Source organism: Maribacter sp. MAR_2009_72 (genome assembly GCF_007827235.1).
Taxonomy (GTDB): Bacteria; Bacteroidota; Bacteroidia; order Flavobacteriales; family Flavobacteriaceae; genus Maribacter; species Maribacter sedimenticola.
The window spans coordinates 2,624,959-2,642,103 of the sequence record NZ_VISB01000001.1 but is presented as its reverse complement, the minus strand read 5'-3'; the positions used below and the strand labels follow the sequence as shown (position 1 = coordinate 2,642,103).

Genomic DNA, 17,145 nt, shown 5'->3' with positions numbered 1-17,145 from the left:
ACAGATGAAATCTATATATAAAATTTTAGCACTAACCTTAGTATTAACCGTATTTGTTAGTTGTAGCAGCGATGATGATACTGCTACGGAGTTAATTGGCGAGAACAGTGTAACACTTGAGTTTGATAACAGTGTGGGATCGGACGATCTTTTACTGGCGACATCTAGCTATACCAATTCCCAAAATGAAACATTGACAATTACAAGGCTCAATTATATTGTCAGTAATTTTCGTTTAACCAATGATCAAGGTGAAACCTTTACTTATGAAAAAGATGACAGCTACTTTGTTACCAGTGAAGAAACCGGTAATACAGAGGTAGTGTTAGAGAATATACCTGCGGGAACCTATGTATCTATCACTTTTGGTGTGGGTGTAGATCAAGAAAAGTACCTTCAAGGTGCTGAAGGCCAGGGCGATTTTTTAACCGAAGCCGAAGAGACCAATATGATGTGGTCATGGCAGGCAGGCTATAAGTTTTTGAATTTCGAAGGAACGTTTACTTCGGAAACCGTGACCGAAACAACAGATTTTAAGGTGCATATGGGTAGTCATGGTTCAAGCTTGGATAATTATAAGGAAGTTACCCTAAGCCTGGGTACAGATGCTTTGGTAAGTGATGAAATGTCTCCCATTGTTCACCTAGTGGCAGATGCCAATGCTATTTTAGACGGAGCGCATAAATTATCACTTTCTGAACAGTCGGTAATTATGGTTAGCGAAGAAAAGTCGCCATTGGTGGCCTTAAATACGGCAAGTATGTTTACGGTAGACCACGTTCATAACGGTACAGGACATTCACATTAAACACATAGGGGTCGCTTAATTTTAGCGGCCCTGTTTAAAAATTAAAAAAGATGAAATATCTATTTTGGGTATTACTGTCGGTGTGTTTGGTGTCCTGTAATAATGAGGAATATCTACCATTGGAGAATACCTTGTTGACCGTAGAAGTTCCTGAGAATTTTCCTGATTTGGTATATGATATAGAAGCCAACCCGCCAACACAATTAGGTTTTGAGTTGGGCAAGAAATTATTCTATGATGGTAATCTATCTTCTAACGGGTTTATCTCGTGCGGGTTCTGCCATGAGCAAAATTTTGCATTTACCCACCACGGTCATCAATTCAGTCACGGTGTAGATGATTTGGAAGGCACAAGAAATACGCCTACCATTTCTAACATGGCATTTTTTAATGAATTTGCTTGGGATGGCGCTACATCGCATTTAGACCTTTTTCCAATCATACCTATAACCAATGAGGTAGAAATGGGGGAGACCATGACGGGAGTCATCAATAAACTCATAGCGGACAGTGAATATCAGCAACAGTTTGAAAATGCTTTTGAAGAAGGTGGTGTAAACGCCGAGAATTTTTTAAAGGCCTTATCCCAGTTTATGGTCATGATGATTTCCTCAAATTCTAAGTATGACAAATTTGTACGGAATGAAGAGGGCGGCGAATTAACCGAAGTTGAAGCATATGGTTTATCGGTTTTTCAACAAAAGTGTGCCACTTGCCATGCCACTGATCTATTTACCGATGGTAGTTTTAGAAACAATGGCTTGCCACCCAATCCTCAATTGAATGATGTTGGTAGGGCTGAGGTTAGCGGTAGTGTTAATGATAATTACCAGTTTAAAGTGCCCAGTTTACGTAATGTAGCGCTAACGGCTCCTTACATGCACGATGGTAGGTTCGGTAGCCTAGAATCCGTACTGAATTTTTATGCCAATGGCGTGGTAGATTCAGAAACATTGGATGATTCTTTAAGAACTGATAACGGACTTGGAATAGCATTAAGCGATGCGGAAAAAGAAGGGCTATTGGCTTTCTTTGAACTATTGACAGATGAGACTTTTATAAATGACGAACGATTTTCAGAATATTAAAAATGAACAAGATTATAATATATATGTGTTTGCTTGGCGGACTATTTAGTGCCAAAGCAAATGATTTGCTAGAAGTAGAATCTGATTGTATTTGGAAAAATACCGAATTTGAATATTTCTGCGACACTTGTGGCTGCGGGGGTAACGGTGGTAGCATGGGTTTTGGCACAGGGTTGAACAATAATTTCGTAGGGTTGAGATATATAGGTCAGAAGTATCGTTCAAGAGATGGTATTTTTGATAATTCGCCTTGGGTCAACGAAAACTTCAATACGGTACAGGCCTGGGGTAAATTCCCGGTGAGTAAACGGGTATTGTTAAATGCTCTTTTACCTTATCATTTTCATAATAGGACCTTTGCGGATAATACCGAACAACGTATTGAAGGTGTTGGTGATGCTACGGTATTGGCGTATTATCTATTACTTAGCCAAACTCCGGATAGTTTGGTCTCCATAGGAGCGGAACACACTTTACAGATTGGTGGCGGAGTTAAGGTGCCCACGGGAAGTTTTGATGCTGCAAATATTGAAGGCACCGTAAACCCAAGTTTTCAATTAGGCACGGGTAGTTGGGATTATCTTTTTGCCACAAATTATGGGGTGGTACATAGAAATTGGGGTCTGTCCGCATCAGTAAATTATACGCTCAAGACAGAAAATAGTACAAATTATCAATTTGGAAATCAATGGAATTTAACACTAAACACCTATAAGACCTACTATGTGTCCAATACAATTTCACTTACACCGCAAGTAGGACTGGGAAGCGAAATTTTTTCCGAGAACAAGGAATTTGGTTTAAAGGTATCAGATACAGGTGGCGAAGTTTATTTTGCCCGATTGGGTTTTGAAACGAATTACAAGAGGTATTCATTTGGTATCTCAAGCATGTTGCCAATATCCCAAAACTTAAATAACGGAAAGGTGGAAGTAAAAAATAGGGTTTCCTTATATTTAAACATTAATATATGAAAAAGCATAATTAGATTAAATATAGAATTAATGACAATAGAAGAGTACAAGATAAAATTGGCAATACGGCCCAAGGAGATATCTTTTTCGGAAACCATGGATGTAATTGATGCCAATTATCAATTTACTTCAACATCATTTACCAATGGGGAATTAGATAACGAGGCCGGCCAAAATTCCGGTTCGTGCAAGGTTTTTGCTTTTGCCAAGAAAGCGGGGTTGTCCAAAGACGAAACTTTAGCCTGTTTCGGCTCTTATTATTTCGATAAAGTTTTAAAGGAACCTAATGGTGAGGGGCATCAAAATATTAGAAATTTCATGAAAACAGGATTTGAAGGATTGCATTTTAATGGTGAGCCTTTAAGGCCACTTTAGAAGTCAAGCGTAATTGTGACCCAATTAGTATCAAGGTTTTAAATCCGTATGACTTCAGTAATTAAAAGTCAGGTTCTTGGGGTTTTGGTACGAATTACAAGAGAACGATATGCAAGATTTATTAACTGAAATAAGAGGATGTCAAGTGTGTAAGGCCCATTTGCCTTTAGAACCACGACCAATTGTTGCAGGATCTATAAATTCTAAGATTATATTGGTAAGTCAGGCACCAGGTAGAAAAGCCCATGTCGAAAATAAAGCTTGGGATGACCCTAGTGGTAGAAAGTTACGGGAATGGCTAGGTGTTACGGACGATGAGTTCTATAATCCAGGTAATTTCGGAATATTACCAATGGGATTTTGTTATCCTGGAAAAGGAAAAACAGGCGATTTACCACCAAGAAAAGAATGTGCACCCTTGTGGCATTCTAAAGTGTGGGAACAATTTGAGAATGTAAAATTGATTTTGTTGATAGGTAAATATGCTCAAGACCAGTATTTAGGTAAACAATCAAAAAAGAACCTGACAGATAATGTACTTCATTATGAAGAATATTTACCCAAGTTTTTTCTTTTACCGCATCCTTCGCCCGTAAATCGTTTTTGGCGCAGTAAAAATCCTTGGTTTGAAGATGAGGTGGTTGGAGAATTGCAGAAATTGGTTGCTGGTATTTTGCAGAAAAGGTGACGTAACTGCTTTTCTATAAAAAATATCAAGAACCTTACATATTCCAAAAGGTTCTAGATACATTTTTTCTTTTTGTTCTACTGTAAGCAAAACCACTCGAACTAACCTTAGTAAAAGTTAAGGGTTTTTACTCAGAATTAAACACATTGCGTCGTGCCTTGCAATGACGAATTTTTTAATTTCCATCAACCATCAACCATCAACCATCAACCATCAACCATCAACCATCAACCATCAACCATCAACCATCAACCATCAACCATCAACCATCAACCATCAACCATCAACCATCAACCATCAACTAATAAACCGACCCATCATGCTTTCCTTTTTCCCAGCCATGTTTACCTAGGTATTGGTCGGCACTTTCAACAGCTCCTGTTTCAATAGATGTCCCCATAGAGTCGTTCCAGCGGTTAAGATATCCAAAGAGGGAGATTACGCCTAGCATTTCAACAATTTCACCTTCGTTCCAGTGTTGGTATAAACGTTCTTTTATTTCCGCATCAACACCGTTGGGTACTTGTGAGGCCTGTAAGGAGAAATCTAAAGCGGCACGTTCCGCTTCGGAAAACGAAGGGTGTGTTCTGTATTCCCAAATATTATTTAGCTGTTCTTGTTCCGCACCATAGCGTTCTGCAGCACGTATAGCATGAGCTTGGCAATATCTACAACCCGTAGCGTTGCTACTTACCCACGCAATCATTCTTTTTAGAGCAGAGGTAACCCTACCTTCATTGGCCATAACGGCTTTGTTAAGATTAATGAAAGCTTTGGATATTGCGGGTCTGTGCTGCATGGTCAAGACTGAATTAGGGCAAAACCCAAGTGTTTCGTTGAAAAATGCAGCCAGTTCTTTGGTCTCGGGATCATGATTTGGGTCAAGTGGTGTTACTAATGCCATAGTTGAATTTTAAGGAATTGTTTTTTAGTGATATCTCTAAATTGATGGGGCAACCCATATTTTGGTGCTCAGAATAACCGCTTAGATTATCGTATTTTTGTATTCTACAAGAAACAAAAAATTATGAGCACAACAAATCATATTACCACGAAATGGTTAGGCAATATGGCCTTTGAAAGTAATAATCCGTCCGGACATTCTTTAAAAATTGATATCGCCAAAAAAGATGGTGGTGACAGTAGTGGGTTAAGACCAAAAGCACTCATGCTTTCTTCATTGGCCGGTTGTTCAGGACTGGATGTTGCGGCTATGTTTAAAAAGATGAAGTTAGAGGTAGATGAGTTTCATATTGAAACCATTGCAAATTTAACAGATGAGCATCCAAAGTTTTATGATAAGGTCGTGATAGAATATCATTTTCATGGAAGTAATTTAAATGAGAAAAAACTTCAAAGAGCGGTAGATTTATCCATTGAGAAGTATTGCGGAGTAATGGAAATGTTCAGACAATTTGCTGAACTGGAGATTAAGACTGTATTTCATAAGAAGTAAAGTTCAAATACAAGTTTCAAGCTCAAGCTCAAAGATTAACTGATGGATAAAAAATTTGATTTAGAAGATAGATTAGTCGAATTTGCTGCCACTGTTGTTATTTTCTGTAAAGACTTACCTTCAGATTTAACGGGTCAATATTACGGAAATCAATTATTACGTTCTGCCGGTAGCTCAGCTCTAAATTTTGGCGAAGCACAAGGAACAAATACAGATAGGGATTATATCAATAAGGCTTCCATCTCTTTAAAAGAGTTGAAGGAGTCGAGAGTCAATCTTAAGATACTATCCAAAGTTAATTATGGTAATGCTGTAAGAAGGGGTGAACTCCTAGATGAATTGGAACAATTAATTAGAATTATAGCAACAATTATTAAAAACAAAAAGTAAAGGTTTAAGTTGATATTTTTTGAACTTGAACTTGATTTTTGAATTTGAACTTTAAAGAATGCGCTGGACAATTAAACCGAAACCAAAACAAGAAGATATCGACGCTTTAGCCGATGCGTTAAAGGTCGATGATTTGGTGGCGCAATTGTTGTTGCAAAGAGGTATATCTACCTATGATGAGGCAAAGCATTTTTTTCGACCACAGTTAAGTGATCTTCATGATCCTTTTTTAATGAAGGATATGGATATTGCCGTTCATAGAATTGAAGAAGCCATTGCCAATGGTGAGAATATTTTAGTGTATGGAGATTATGATGTTGATGGTACCACGGCCGTGGCTTTAATGTCATCCTATCTGTTAAGTTATTACCCAAATGTGGCAACCTATATTCCCGATCGCTATGATGAAGGGTATGGGGTTTCCTTTAAAGGTATCGACTTTGCCGAGGACAACGGTTTTTCACTGATCATTGCATTGGATTGTGGGGTAAAGGCAATAGATAAAGTAGCCTATGCTCAAAAAAAAGGAATTGATTTTATTATTTGTGACCATCATAGACCTGGTACGATATTACCAAGTGCTGTAGCTGTCTTAGACCCTAAAAGAGAAGATTGTTCATATCCGTATGATGAATTATGTGGTTGTGGTGTTGGTTTTAAGCTGATTCAGGCATTGGGTACCCGTAGAGGTGAAACTATAGATGATGTTATCTATTACCTTGATTTAGTGGCAACTGCAATTGGAGCGGACATTGTACCGATAACCGGGGAGAATCGAATATTGGCTTTTTATGGTCTACAGGTTATCAACCAGCAGCCTAGAATTGGTTTTAAAGCTATAATTGACCAAATTAATAAAAAGGAACTTACTATTACAGATGTTGTGTTCATTATTGCTCCTAGAATAAATGCTGCCGGCAGAATGAAACATGGGCAACATGCCGTAAATCTGTTGACAGAAACCGATATGGGACAGGCCTTAAAATTTGCTGCGGAAATAGAGAAATTCAATGCGGATAGAAAAGGTCTGGATAAATCCATAACTGAAGAAGCATTGGTCCAGATCAAGGAAAACGGAGAAATAGAGGGTTTTACATCTGTGGTATATCATGATTCGTGGCATAAGGGCGTAATTGGCATTGTTGCTTCGCGCTTAATAGAAACCTATTACAGGCCTACATTGGTATTTACAAAAAGCGGGGACAAATTGGCGGCTTCCGCAAGATCTGTAAAAGGGTTTGATGTGTACAACGCGTTGGAGGGGTGTGCAGATTATATAGAACAATTTGGAGGACATAAATACGCAGCGGGTCTCACTTTATTGGAAGAGCAGTACCATAATTTTAAACATCAGTTTGAGAAGGTGGTCAAGGAAACTATAGAGCCGCATTTACTTACCCCGGAAATAACTATTGATTCCAAAATTACCCTTAAGCAGATAACACCAAAATTAATGCGCATATTAAAGCAATTTGCTCCTTTTGGCCCGGGGAATATGTCACCTGTATTTATGGCGGAAAATGTGGCCGATACGGGTTATGCAAAAGGAGTGGGGGCCAATGGTGCACATTTAAAGGTAGCGGTAGTACAGCAGGACAGTTATAAAATTGACGGTATTGGTTTTAATTTAGGAGATAAATTACCGCTGGTTACGGGCAGAAAACCTTTTGATGTTGTTTTCTCCATTGATGAAAATGAGTGGCAAGGTACGGTAAGTCTACAATTAAAAATAAGGGATATTAAATAAGTCTGGCGCATTATAATTTTAAGAATACGCATAGTTTTACCATTAGCTATGGGTTATTTGCTGTTATTAATTCAAAAATTCATCAATAAATTGCTGTTTATAGTCTATTAAGTAGGTCGATTATGGGAAATAAATCCCACTATTTATATTGAGTCTAAATAAATTTAATATATTTATATGAAATATGTAGAAAATGATGAACGATATAACGCCCATTTACCAAAATGAATACGGTATTGCTTTTAAATGGAAACCGGAAAAACCCAGCAAAACCAATAAGGTCCAAATAATCTTTAGGGATACGGGTTTATTGCTAACCAAAAAGGAAATACACTATTTTTCAAAATGTATACATGATACGTTGCAGAGCGGTAACGGTAATTTGTGTAATGACTGCCAAATTAAAGGCGAATGCAGGTCGTTATTGCTGAACTCGCCGGCACATCAAGTGTCGTTTGCCGTAAGTTATACCGAAGCATTAAAAATAAAGGATTTAATAGACGGCACATTGTTCAAAATACAACTAGATGCCTACTTCAACGATATAGGAATAAGCTAATTTCATTTGTATTTTTAGAAAGCAAAATTGCATTAAATAAGTTTTAACTTCCTTAAACTGCACATTATTTATTAAATATCTTTGATGTTTAATTAGCGCTTACTTTATGAATGTAAATGACCCGTATGCTGCCTTAAGGTTTAGGGAATTCAATATTTTTCTTCTGGTTCGTTTTGCAATGGTTTTTGCATGGTCTATGCAATTCATTGTTATAGAATGGCAGGTCTATACCATTACCAAAGACCCCTTGTCCTTGGGGATTATAGGTTTAATGGAGGTAATACCTGCGGTGGGTATGGCACTTTTTGCAGGTCATATAGTAGATCAAAAAGAAAAGCGAAATCTACTGATGAAATGTATATTTGGTTTCTCCGTAATTAGTTTTGGGTTATTTATATTAAGCCTGCCTTCCGTCTTGGAAACTTATGAAACCAAGACCATTTTATATGGCATTTATACTTTAGTTTTTTTTGGTGGTTTGGTACGTGCTTTTTTAGGTCCCACCATATTTTCATTGATTGCCTTAATTGTTCCCAAAAAGATATATCCCAATGCCGCTACCTGGAGTAGTACCACATGGCAAATGGCTGCGGTATTAGGCCCGGCCTTGGCAGGTTTTTCAATAAGTTTAATAGGTGTACATTGGTCTATGTGTGTCATATTCGGGTTTTCACTTTTGGCATTGACCGCATTGTTCAATATATCCAGGAAACCAATTTTAAATCCTAAAATTGGTGAGCCCGTCCTTGAAAGTTTAAAGGAAGGGTTGAGCTTTGTTTTTAAGACCAGGGCGGTATTGGGAGCTTTGACCTTGGATATGATCGCGGTTTTATTTGGTGGCGCGGTAGCCTTGTTACCAATTTTCGCCCAAGATATATTGCATGTAGGTTCAGAAGGTTTTGGGGTATTGAGGGCGGCACCTGCCGTAGGGGCGGCCATTACTATGCTTGGTTCCACACGTTTTCCTTTACACAAAAATGCGGGTAAAAAATTGCTATTGGCCGTATTTGGTTTTGGGGTATGTATGATCGTTTTTGGCTTATCTACCTATTTTTGGTTATCCGTTATTGCCTTGTTCATTAGTGGAGCGGTAGATGGGGTTTCCATGATTATTAGGCAAACGATCTTACAATTAAAAACACCTGACAATATGCGCGGTCGTGTAGCATCTGTAAATTCAATGTTTGTGGGTTCGTCCAATGAATTAGGTGCGTTTGAAAGTGGTGTTACAGCTAAATTAATGGGTACGGTTACCGCAGTTGTATTTGGAGGAACCATGACACTTTTGACCGTTGGTCTTACGGCAATTGTATCTCCAGGTTTTCGTAAACTGGACCTTCAAAAAGATATAGATGAGCATGAAAAATAAAAACTGAATTGTTAGTTATAAAAAAAGCCCTTTTTTACAGGGCTTTTTTTATTGTAGGTAGTGCTCAAGATTTGGGTACTTAAGCGGGGGAACTTGTAGGTAATTGAAGATTTGGGAATCAACCATTAAACTAACAACAAAGTAAAGATATAGGGTTGTGCCAATTTTATAAAACTATTGTTGTGAACACCTTAAATTATGTTGTAAGAAAAGGATTACACATTGTTTAGTGCTTTTGAAATGGACAGTAGGTTATTTTTTGTAAGAATACATATTTAAATAACTGTTGTATTTTATATAGTTTTCATATCGCTAGTTTGGGGTAAATATTTATAGGCATACCCGCAGGTTAACAATTCTGTGCCTCCTTTTTTTTGTAGTATTTGTCAAATTATTGAACAAAGAAAAGCCCCTATTTTAGGGACTTTTCTTTACTGTAGGTAATTTTTAAGATTTGGAATCTTAAACGGGGGAATTTGTAGGTAATAATTAGATTTGGAACATAAATATTTAAATAACAACACTGTAAATTTATGGAATGGATGTTTTTTTATAAAACTATTGTTGTAAACACGTAAGAATAAGTTATAAGAAAAGTATTACATGTTGTATGAACAAATTTTCTGTGGGCAATATACTTATTCCGTAAACTTTTTTAAAGACAGGTGTATACCGTCAAACTCGGCATACGTATAAAAATTGACCCAATCACCAAGGTTGGTGTATGTAGCATTTTCATTTAAAGGTATCTCTAAAGGAAGGTGCCTGTGACCAAATATAAAATGATCAAAATGTTGGTTCTCCAGTTTTCTGTGGGCGTATTGTACCAGCCATTCTTTATCATCGCCCAAATACGTGGCATCATCATCACCGGAAATCAATTTATTCTTTACGGAAAAATATTGGGCCAATCGCACACCAATATCAGGATGTAGCCATTTAAAGAACCATTTTGCCAAGGGGTTGGTAAAAAGTTTTTTCATTCTTTTATAGCCTTTATCGTGTGGTCCCAGACCATCTCCATGCCCTATAAAAAATGAAGTATTATTGATTAGATATTGTTGGGGTGAATGATAGACCGGTATATTTAGTTCCTCCTCAAAATACCCGTTCATCCATAAATCATGGTTGCCAACAAAATAATGAATGGCTATGCCTGCATCGGATAATTCTGCCAATTTGCCCAAGGTTCTCGTAAAGCCTTTAGGGATAACGGTATTGTACTCAAACCAAAAATCGAATAAATCTCCCATTAGGAAAATTACTCCGGCATCAGCTTTAATGGTCTCCAGCCAATGAACAAATTTCAACTCCCTAACCTTGCTCTGCTCCATAGTAGGGGCACCAAGGTGGTTGTCACTGGCAAAATATACTTTTTTCCCTTTTGGAAGTTCAATGTTCGTCATGCGGATGTAAATATATAAAAACTGTTTTGCGTATAAATCAGGTATTTGTTTTTATATGCTACCAAGTTGACCAAAGCTGTCTTGCTACTAGGTTAAAGCTTTTTCACTGAGAACGATTTTTATGGGCAAGTGATCGCTATATCCATTTAGATTAAATTTTGAGGCATTGGGTCTGCCAAACTTAACGGGTTTATTGTAAGAGCCGGATGTAAGTTCCGGAAAATCTACTATAGCTGCGGAACTTAATTTAAATGGTAACGTCGGTTTTTCGGAAAGGATACTTTTTGAAACCATAAATTGGTCCAAAAGGTTATATTCATTACCAAAAACAAAAGTGCCTATTTGGTCATCCATAAACCTATGCATTACGTTATAAAAGTATTTAAGTCGCACACGGTTACTTTTGACCAAGGCCTTATTGTTAATTGCCATTAAGTAATTGGTAATAGATTTGTTAAAAGGATTATCGTTAAAGTCTCCCATTAAGAGAATTGCGGCATCATCTCCTTGTTCCTCATAGATGCGCTCTATCCAATAGGATAAATTTTCTGCAACCATGATCCTAAAGGGCTCACTGGTAAGTTCACCACCGGACCGTGATGGCCAATGGTTCAAAATACAGATTAACTTATTTCCGTTAGCAGTATTTATATGCACCTGAAATAAATCCCTGGTACTATTTCTTTTAATAATGCGTAGGCTGAAAGTAAGTTGTTCAGGACCGTATTTTTCGGTATCATAGATCAGGGCCGTATCTATTCCACGCTTGTCCTCACTTTCCGAAATAACAAAAGCGTATTGCCTGTTAAGGGCAACGTTCATTGCGGTGATCAACAATTCAATTACAAATTCGTTCTCTACCTCGCAGACACCCAAAATATCAGGGCCTTGGTTATCATTAAACTGGGAAATAATAGAGGTGAGATTAGTAATTTTTTTGTTTAGGATATTGGTATTCCACCCATGGAGCTCAGACCCTAAATGATCGTTTAAAAATTGGCTTCTACGGGGTGAATTTTCAATGTCGAACAAATTTTCAAGATTCCACCAGTAAATATGATGTTTGACCATGTTATTGTAAATTAAGGGATTACCCTTAAAATAACACATTATTGAAAGATGAAAACAGTGTTTTGGATTAAATTTTGATAAATTTAATTATCACTGGCAAACCATTCTGCGAATGAAGAATCGGTTTCCTGTAATTTCAATGAGAACAATGTGATGTTTTCTGGAAGTCTTGATTTAATTTTTGCGGCAAAATCAATGACCATATTCTCACTGGTAGGTTGATAGTCTGCCAAGATAACGTTGTGCCCGCGATCCGTTAATTCCTTGGCCAACTCTACATGGGGTGTATTCTTATTGAAAACGGTTGCATGGTCAAATTTATCCACAATTTCCTCCTTTACGATTTTTTTCAGGTCGCCAAAATCAATGACCATTCCTAATTTAACGTGCGAAGTATCCGTAATTGGCGTACCTATAACGGTTACGGATAGTTTATAACTATGGCCATGTACATTTCTGCATTTACCATCATAACCAAAAAGCGCATGACCTGTTTCAAAATTAAACTGTTTGGTAATACGTATGTTGCTCATAGCCTATAATTAAATGGCAAAGGTAGGGAATCTTTAAAAGCAATTATAGTTTGGGATCAGTCAATGATAATATCCGTATTGCCCGAAATTAGAAGTACATGGCAGCAGTCCGCGCCTACTGTAAATTCTTCGTTTACAATTTCTTTATCAGCGTTATACCCTATAAAGGCAATGGTAGTGGTCTGGTTTTGGTAATCAAGTCTGTAGGCATCATTGAAAATAGGGTAATACCCGTCTTTGGCATAATTCTCAAATTCTTCTTGGTTTTGCACCAGGGTAATATCTTCATCTGTCTTTGTATCCACAACCTTAAAACGATTAAGCGGTACGTTTACGCCAGACGCACCTTTTACGGTAACCCCTATCGTAACAAAATTTTGGGTACAAACTGTATTTTCACTACAATCCTCTTTTACAGTATCATCGGTATTGGAGCATGATGCAATGAAAATGAAAAAAGCAAAACTTAAGAATTTATAAACCATTGTCAAATTTTTATAAAAGATGCAATTTCTTATAAACGTTGCGTGTCGTTATCTTTTAAATTTTCTATTGGCACGTATTTTATTCACAAAATAGATAACCACTACTAGAAGTGCCAAAATTGGAAAAACTAGATTTCCGTTTAATAATTGAAAAATTTCCATAAGAACTATTTTAGGGAAAGAACGAATGCGCGTGGCGCTTATTGTTTATTTTTTAAATTTTGATAATGCGTTTCTGGTAAATTCCGAAAGTGCCAACTTACCGGTTATAGCAGCTCTCTCCTTCAATAGAACGTCCCAATGGTCCGTTCCTTCCCATAACACGGTCTTCCACTCCGTTAATGCATCAGGATGATAGCTGGCCAATTTATGGATGTAAAATTCTAGTTCCTTATCCATTTCCTGTGCCGTTTCATATACTTTGGAAAACAATCCTTTTTCTTGGGCCCAATAAGCATTTTTCCAATCTGTAGGAGCCAAGGACAATTCTGCCAAGGCTGCTTTGCCTATTTTTCGTTCTACTGCTGGGGCAATTACCAAGGGCGCAATACCAATACTTAATTCCGATAGTTTTATGGATGAATCTACATTGGCAAAAACATAATCGCACGCTGCGGCCAGACCTACACCGCCGCCTACGGTCTTACCGTGAACACGGCCTATAATAATCTTTTTGCACTTGCGCATGGCGTTTATAACATGGGCAAAACCGCTAAAAAAAGCCTTTCCTTCCTCTAGGGTGGTCACTTCCAATAATTCATCAAAAGACGCACCTGCACAGAACGCTTTCTCACCTTCGGACTTTAAAAGAATTACGGAAATACCATCATTTTCAGATAGTTCGTCGATAGTATTCGTAAGTCGTTCCAACAACTCGGATACAAATGAATTACTAGCCGGATGACCAAATTCCACTTCGGCGACCTTACCGTTTATACGCGTATATAAGCTTCCATTCTTTCGTGTAGTGACCATAGCATTTTCTTTGTGATAAAATTACGGATTTTGCAATAAAGGTTTAAACTTGTTTCTAAACTTCCATACCAAGGCGCCGCCCCTTATCAGCATCCAAACGGTGAATGCAAGCCATATTCCGGTAAGTCCCCAATTAAGATACTTTCCTAAGAAGAGCATAGGTAAAAAACCTAAAAAGGTTGCCACCAATAGGGTATTTCGTAAATATTTCATTTCACCCAATCCTTTAAAAACGCCATCCAATACAAAGGCAACGGTATTAATGGGCAATCCTAAAATAATGATATAAAATATACTATAGAACGTAGTGAGCACTAAGGTTTCATTTGTAAACAAACTTCCCAAGGGCCTATAAAACATACTGGCAAGCCCCATAATCAATACACTGACCCAAAGTCCGTACTTAATGATTTTTTTTGCCAAGGTCCAAAGTCCATCATAGTTTCGTTCCCCTAGAAGCCTACCGCCCATAATATTTCCTGCAGCACCATAACCATCTATAAAGAATGCCGAAAACAGCCATAGGTTTATGGCAATGGTGTGCGCACCTATAAACTGACCTCCAAGTGCCGTAGCCTCACGTGCTGCAAGAACAATGGCCGTGTTCAAAGCAATTGCACGTACAAATAAATTTAGGCTCATGACCACCAACCTCCCCAGTTCAGGATGTATGGGCAACCTTAATTTTAGGCTGATATCTGTCTTTGTCCATAGTAGGTAAAATGCCAATATGGCCATAACGGCCTGTGCCAATAAACTAGCCCAAGCGGCACCTTCCAGAAACATAGGATCAATGAAACCCTCTATGCCGTACACAAAGGCAAAATCAAAAATTACGTTCAACACGGCACCTGTAATGGCAATTACCATGGGCCAATATGTATTTTGAAGACCCCTAAAGATTCCCATAACGGCAAATACAAAAAGAGTCAACGGAAAACCCCATACACGTATGGCGTAATAGCTAATACAGTATTCCAATATTTTGCCCGATGCATTTAATAGTTCAAAAATATCCCTGATAACAAAAACGGTGGATAACAATATGAGGACACTTAAACCAATGTTCAAGAAAATGGCCTGTGCCGGTAAGGTTTTGACTTCCGCTAATTTTCCAGCTCCCAAATATTGAGAAATTATGGCCGATATGGCGCTACGGGTCTGTCCCAAAATCCAGATAAGTGCAGAAAGAAAGGATCCCACAATTCCTGCCGCTGCCAAGGATTCAAGTCCATCTACGGGAATATTGCCTACAATTGCGGTATCCGTAATAGACAAAAGGGGCTCTGCTATACCTGCAATGGTAGCGGGTATGGCCAATTTATTGATTGCTTTGAAATTAACTGAAGTTTTCAAAAAAAGGGATTCTATAAGACGAGTTCATAGCAATGAAAAGGGTATGGGCTTTGTTGGGGAAAAAAGATATCTTCTAACCTTTTATAGCCACGCTGTTCGTAAAATTTCTGGTTACGTTTATTTTGGCTAAAGGTATCCAACCTAATGGAAAGGGCCTTGTTTTTTTTGGCAAAATCCTCTCCAAAATCCATAAGGCGCTGGGCAAAACCCTTACCTTGAAAGTTAGGATGTACCGCTAATCTGTGGATGTAGTAATTTAATCCATTAGGGGTCAACCATGACACGGGTGAATATTCGGTATCCATGTAGGTTGATATTACAATGCATCCTATAATGGTTTGTTGGTTTTTTAGAGTAAAAAGTTCATTACGGTCTAGATCGTTCAAAAAAGCTTTTCGTGAGGGGTAATCAGTGGTCCATTGATAAATGCCTTTGTTTTCCATTGCAATTCTACAGGCATCCGTTAAATGTAAAATTTCATTTAATTCCGATATCTTTGCCAGCTCAATCATAAAACCGATTTATATAAATCGTAAATTTAGGGTAATAAACAACAATTCTTAATATGATGAACATTCTTGTGCCAATTGGAACCTCTACGGACGCCCACGAAACATTGCAATATGCAGTAGATTTTGCAGCTGATTTTAACGCCCAGATTTATGTAATGGAGGTTTTTAACGTTACTGGAAAGACAGGCACCTTAACCAACATAACCCAAAAAATTGCGGAAAATAGCAGGGAGCGACTTAAGGATATTGTGGGGCAAGTCAAAGTTGACGGTAATGAAATCAAGATCGTTAATTTCAATGGCGAATTGGCGGACGGGTTAAGGGAATTGGACAAAGAATTGGGAATAGACCTTATTATCTTGGCCCCAAGAAGTAATGACGTACAGGAAGAATTTTATTTGGGCCAGACCTCAGGAGCTATTATTAAAAGAACCAATATACCTACCCTTATCGTGCCAAAGGGAACAACCTATAAAAAATTCAAGACCATTCTTGTGGCATTTAAATCTGGCATACTAAAAAGAAAACGTATTCTTGATCCTTTGATCGACATCAAGAAAAAACATAGTTCTGAGGTAAATCTATTATTGGTAAAAACCCCCGGTTATTCTGATGATGACCTCAAGGTCAATACCGCATTAATGGACATTAGTTCTCAAATGACGTTTACCCAGAACCAAACCACTTATTTAGGTGTGTTGGAACATTTTCAAGCTCAACATCCAGATTTGTTATGCGTTTTTAGAAGAAAAAGGGGATTCTTTAAAAAGTTATGGGAGAAAAGTACGATTTCCAAGGCCGAGTTTTATGCTCCGGTACCGGTATTGGTCCTTAGCGTAAAGAAAGATTAGATAGTATTTTGATACTTTGCCAAAAAGTATTTCCTTTGAGCCGTTCTAAAAATTGGGGGATTAGCTCAGTTGGCTAGAGCGCTTGCCTGGCAGGCAAGAGGTCACCGGTTCGAATCCGGTATTCTCCACAAAAAAGGCTTCCAAATTTGGAAGCCTTTTTTTATGCGTAGAGGTTTGGACTTTAACCTTATGGTATAATAATAGATGATTTTATCTTGGACAAAAGTGCACAATTGCTTCTTACAACGAAATTTCTTTTACAGTATCATTTTGGTTGCTGTCCAGTGTTGAAGATAAAAAGAGATCAATAAGAGGCTATACTTAAAAAATGGGTATATATCATTTTGTCAATTTCAATTTTCATGATAGCCTTGCCTTAAGGTTTTATAATATCTAATAGCTTGTAAAATTGACCTGAACGAGATTCATACAAGCGGTAAATTTGGTTTTATATACAGCTAGATTATTTCTTTGGCGTAGCCATAACAAGTACAGGTTGTAT

At 37.7% G+C, this 17,145-nt stretch carries 19 protein-coding genes and 1 tRNA gene; 12 read left to right on the top strand and 8 right to left on the bottom strand.

The window, feature by feature from the left end; genetic code table 11:
* Positions 1–4 precede the first annotated feature (4 nt).
* The 5 genes from JM81_RS11135 to JM81_RS11115 all read left to right on the top strand — a co-directional run bounded on the left by JM81_RS11135 (position 5) and on the right by JM81_RS11115 (position 3,933).
* Positions 5–808: an MbnP family protein gene (locus JM81_RS11135; protein ID WP_144803413.1), complete on the top strand. Its 804-nt coding sequence runs from the start codon at positions 5–7 to the stop codon at positions 806–808.
* A gap of 50 nt (positions 809–858) precedes the next feature.
* Positions 859–1,896, top strand: coding sequence for a cytochrome-c peroxidase (locus tag JM81_RS11130; protein WP_144803410.1), 1,038 nt, complete (start codon positions 859–861; stop codon positions 1,894–1,896).
* A gap of 2 nt (positions 1,897–1,898) precedes the next feature.
* A complete protein-coding gene (locus JM81_RS11125; protein WP_144803407.1) occupies positions 1,899–2,870 on the top strand; it encodes a transporter in 972 nt (323 codons plus the stop codon).
* A 30-nt stretch (positions 2,871–2,900) separates the two neighbouring features.
* Entirely contained in the window at positions 2,901–3,245 is a 345-nt protein-coding gene (locus JM81_RS11120; protein ID WP_144803404.1) for a HopJ type III effector protein, read from the top strand.
* A 109-nt stretch (positions 3,246–3,354) separates the two neighbouring features.
* Positions 3,355–3,933 (top strand): uracil-DNA glycosylase family protein, encoded by a 579-nt coding sequence (locus JM81_RS11115; protein WP_144803401.1) that lies wholly within the window; start codon positions 3,355–3,357, stop codon positions 3,931–3,933.
* Between the two features lie 301 nt (positions 3,934–4,234).
* On the opposite strand, the gene JM81_RS11105 is transcribed toward JM81_RS11115, so the two are convergent.
* Positions 4,235–4,837 (bottom strand): carboxymuconolactone decarboxylase family protein, encoded by a 603-nt coding sequence (locus JM81_RS11105; protein ID WP_144803396.1) that lies wholly within the window; start codon positions 4,835–4,837, stop codon positions 4,235–4,237.
* Between the two features lie 123 nt (positions 4,838–4,960).
* Between JM81_RS11105 and JM81_RS11100 the strand changes: the two genes are divergently transcribed.
* The 5 genes from JM81_RS11100 (at position 4,961) to JM81_RS11080 (ending at position 9,454) form a co-directional block, all read left to right on the top strand.
* On the top strand, positions 4,961–5,389 hold the full coding sequence (locus JM81_RS11100) for an OsmC family protein (protein WP_144803393.1): 429 nt from the start codon (positions 4,961–4,963) through the stop codon (positions 5,387–5,389).
* A gap of 42 nt (positions 5,390–5,431) precedes the next feature.
* The gene (locus JM81_RS11095; RefSeq protein WP_315897749.1) at positions 5,432–5,779 is read left to right on the top strand and encodes a four helix bundle protein; all 348 of its coding nucleotides are present in this window, start codon (positions 5,432–5,434) and stop codon (positions 5,777–5,779) included.
* Positions 5,780–5,837: 58 nt separating this feature from the next.
* Positions 5,838–7,526, top strand: coding sequence for a single-stranded-DNA-specific exonuclease RecJ (gene recJ, locus JM81_RS11090; protein WP_144803387.1), 1,689 nt, complete (start codon positions 5,838–5,840; stop codon positions 7,524–7,526).
* 193 nt (positions 7,527–7,719) lie between these two features.
* Positions 7,720–8,085, top strand: coding sequence for a hypothetical protein (locus tag JM81_RS11085; protein ID WP_245838922.1), 366 nt, complete (start codon positions 7,720–7,722; stop codon positions 8,083–8,085).
* A 106-nt stretch (positions 8,086–8,191) separates the two neighbouring features.
* A complete protein-coding gene (locus JM81_RS11080) occupies positions 8,192–9,454 on the top strand; it encodes an MFS transporter (RefSeq protein ID WP_144803384.1) in 1,263 nt (420 codons plus the stop codon).
* 638 nt (positions 9,455–10,092) lie between these two features.
* On the opposite strand, the gene JM81_RS11075 is transcribed toward JM81_RS11080, so the two are convergent.
* The 7 genes from JM81_RS11075 to JM81_RS11045 form a co-directional block, all read right to left on the bottom strand.
* Positions 10,093–10,860 carry a UDP-2,3-diacylglucosamine diphosphatase gene (locus JM81_RS11075; RefSeq protein WP_144803381.1) on the bottom strand — a complete coding sequence of 256 codons (768 nt, stop codon included), beginning with the start codon at positions 10,858–10,860 and terminating at the stop codon, positions 10,093–10,095.
* Positions 10,861–10,947: 87 nt separating this feature from the next.
* Positions 10,948–11,931 carry an endonuclease/exonuclease/phosphatase gene (locus JM81_RS11070; protein ID WP_144803377.1) on the bottom strand — a complete coding sequence of 328 codons (984 nt, stop codon included), beginning with the start codon at positions 11,929–11,931 and terminating at the stop codon, positions 10,948–10,950.
* Between the two features lie 83 nt (positions 11,932–12,014).
* Positions 12,015–12,464, bottom strand: coding sequence for a 6-pyruvoyl trahydropterin synthase family protein (locus JM81_RS11065; protein ID WP_089261086.1), 450 nt, complete (start codon positions 12,462–12,464; stop codon positions 12,015–12,017).
* A 56-nt stretch (positions 12,465–12,520) separates the two neighbouring features.
* On the bottom strand, positions 12,521–12,949 hold the full coding sequence (locus JM81_RS11060; RefSeq protein WP_144803374.1) for a hypothetical protein: 429 nt from the start codon (positions 12,947–12,949) through the stop codon (positions 12,521–12,523).
* 207 nt (positions 12,950–13,156) lie between these two features.
* Positions 13,157–13,924: an enoyl-CoA hydratase/isomerase family protein gene (locus JM81_RS11055; RefSeq protein WP_144803371.1), complete on the bottom strand. Its 768-nt coding sequence runs from the start codon at positions 13,922–13,924 to the stop codon at positions 13,157–13,159.
* 21 nt (positions 13,925–13,945) lie between these two features.
* Positions 13,946–15,280: an MATE family efflux transporter gene (locus tag JM81_RS11050; protein ID WP_144803368.1), complete on the bottom strand. Its 1,335-nt coding sequence runs from the start codon at positions 15,278–15,280 to the stop codon at positions 13,946–13,948.
* An 11-nt stretch (positions 15,281–15,291) separates the two neighbouring features.
* Entirely contained in the window at positions 15,292–15,792 is a 501-nt protein-coding gene (locus JM81_RS11045) for a GNAT family N-acetyltransferase (protein WP_089261082.1), read from the bottom strand.
* 53 nt (positions 15,793–15,845) lie between these two features.
* Between JM81_RS11045 and JM81_RS11040 the strand changes: the two genes are divergently transcribed.
* Together JM81_RS11040 and JM81_RS11035 are read left to right on the top strand one after the other, a co-directional pair.
* Complete coding sequence (locus JM81_RS11040; protein WP_089261081.1) at positions 15,846–16,643, top strand: universal stress protein; 798 nt, start codon at positions 15,846–15,848, stop codon at positions 16,641–16,643.
* A gap of 54 nt (positions 16,644–16,697) precedes the next feature.
* A tRNA-Ala gene (locus JM81_RS11035) sits at positions 16,698–16,771 on the top strand.
* Positions 16,772–17,145 lie beyond the last annotated feature (374 nt).